The organism is Pseudomonas sp. K5002 (assembly GCF_013386655.1).
GTDB lineage: Bacteria > Pseudomonadota > Gammaproteobacteria > Pseudomonadales > Pseudomonadaceae > Aquipseudomonas.
This window is the reverse complement of the sequence record NZ_JACARK010001622.1, coordinates 1-354: the sequence shown is the minus strand read 5'-3', so window position 1 is coordinate 354 and position 354 is coordinate 1. Positions and strand designations below refer to the sequence as shown.

General features: G+C 66.1%; 1 pseudogene. It reads left to right on the top strand.

Features of this window, described 5'->3' with window-relative positions:
- Window positions 1-354 (top strand): annotated as a pseudogene (locus HX846_RS38330) (dihydroorotase); the annotation flags it as partial.

Here is a 354-nt window from a genome sequence, read left to right as displayed (position 1 = left end):
AGCGCTCGCGGCGTGGCCCTGATCGCTCAGGCCCAAGCCCGCGGATTGCCGGTGACGGCGGATGTGGCGCTGTATCAGCTGATTCTGACGGATGAGGCGCTGATCGACTTCTCCAGCCTGTATCACGTGCAGCCGCCACTGCGTACCCGCGCTGACCGTGACGGTTTGCGGGCGGCGGTGAAGTCCGGGGTGGTTTCGGCGATTTCCAGCCATCACCAGCCCCACGAGCGGGATGCCAAGCTGGCGCCGTTCGGCGCGACGGAGCCAGGCATCAGCAGCGTCGAGCTGTTGCTGCCGCTGGCAATGACATTGGTGGAAGATGGTTTGCTGGACCTGCCGACCCTGCTGGCGCGT